General features: G+C 69.1%; 1 protein-coding gene. It reads right to left on the bottom strand.

The genetic code is table 11. The features are described 5' to 3' along the window. Positions 1-42: 42 nt before the first annotated feature. Positions 43-1,254 (bottom strand): IS110 family transposase, encoded by a 1,212-nt coding sequence (locus ACFYWS_RS39600; protein WP_389284629.1) that lies wholly within the window; start codon positions 1,252-1,254, stop codon positions 43-45. Between the last annotated feature and the right edge of the window lie 226 nt (positions 1,255-1,480).

Raw genomic sequence — 1,480 nt, 5'->3', positions numbered from 1 at the left:
GGGGGGTGCTCCTATCTGTTCGGTCAAGGTCTGTGTGCTTGGTCAGGCGGCCTGCTCGTACTTCGGCTGGTAGGGAGTGCGGTGTTTGAGCATGGTGTGCAGGACGTCGGTGCGGCGGCGGGTGAGGCAGATGAGGGCGGCGTTATGTCGTTTGCCTTCGGCGCGTTTCTTGTCGTAGTAGGCCCGAGATTCTGGGCTGCTCAGCGAGGCGAACGAGGCGAGGAACAGGGCCCGTTTGAGGAGCTTGTTGCCGCCGCGGGGTGGTCCTTCGCCTCGGATCGAGGTGCCCGAGCGGTAGGTGGTGGGGGCCAGGCCCGCATAGGAGGCCAGGTGGGCGGCGGTGGGAAACGCGGTGCCGTCGCCCACGACGGCCAGGATGCGGGCTCCGGTCCTGACGCCGACCCCCGGCATGGACGTCAGGACCTTCGCGAGAGGGTGGGCCCCCAGCAGGGCGGCGATGCGCTGTTCGAGGACCTCGCGGCGGTTGAGGATGACTGCCAGGGTCTGGGCCAGGCCGGGGACAATGTCGCCGGCTGCGGCGGTGCCGGGGACTTGGACGGTCTGTTCGGCCAGTGCGGTCATGACCTGTTCGGCGGTCGTCCGGGCGGTCCGCATCCGTGGCGCGGCTTCCAGCAGGACCCGGGTGATCTCCTCGCTTCCGGCCTGGGCCAGTGCGGCTGGGGAACCGAAGGTCTGCAGCAGGGCGAGTACGGCTGGGTGGCGCAGGCGCGGTCCCAGAACGTGCTCGAGTGCGGGGTGGATGGAAGTGAGCAGGCCGCGGAGCCGGTTGGAGATGCGGGTGGCATCGCCGGCGAGGTCGTCGTCATGGCCCAGGACCATGGTCAGCTCGGCCCGGGTCGTTTCGTCCGGGGTGACGCTTCGCAGGAGGTGGGGCATGGTGCGGGCGGCATCTGCGATGACATGGGCGTCGCGGGCGTCGGTCTTGCTCCTGCCCGGGTGGAGATCGGCGAGGCGTCGCATGGACAGGCCCGGCAGATAGGCCACTTCGCAGCCGCTGGCACGGGCCACGGCCACCGGCAGCGCGCCGATGGAGGCGGGCTGGTCGACCACGACCAGGACCTTCCCCTTGCGTTGCAGGCGGGCAAAGAGCTCCCGCAGCTGCGGTTCACGGTTGGGCAGCGGCTTGTCGAAGGTCTTGCGGCCGTCCGCGAGCAGAGCCGTTCCATGGTGTTCCGACTTGCCCACGTCCAGGGCGCAGAACACCTCGACAGAGGTGAAGTCGTTGCTGGTCACCGGGCATTCCCTCCCCGGAAGTACACCGGGTGGCCCGCCAGGGCACCGGCAGTCGGCAGCCACATTACGCAGCCCGCCCCACGGCGGACACGCTCTCATCAGCGATCAACCGGTGCCACCAGGACCGGCGACAGCACCCCCCGGATCATCAACGACAGGGGCAACAAGTCCTACCGGCCCTGGAGGCCACGAACCCGAACCGGGCTCCACGAAAACGGTAATGGGC

Source organism: Streptomyces sp. NPDC002795, assembly GCF_042888725.1.
Lineage (GTDB): Bacteria > Actinomycetota > Actinomycetes > Streptomycetales > Streptomycetaceae > Streptomyces.
Note: the sequence above shows the minus strand (reverse complement) of the source record. Positions and strands in the feature narration are given on the sequence as shown.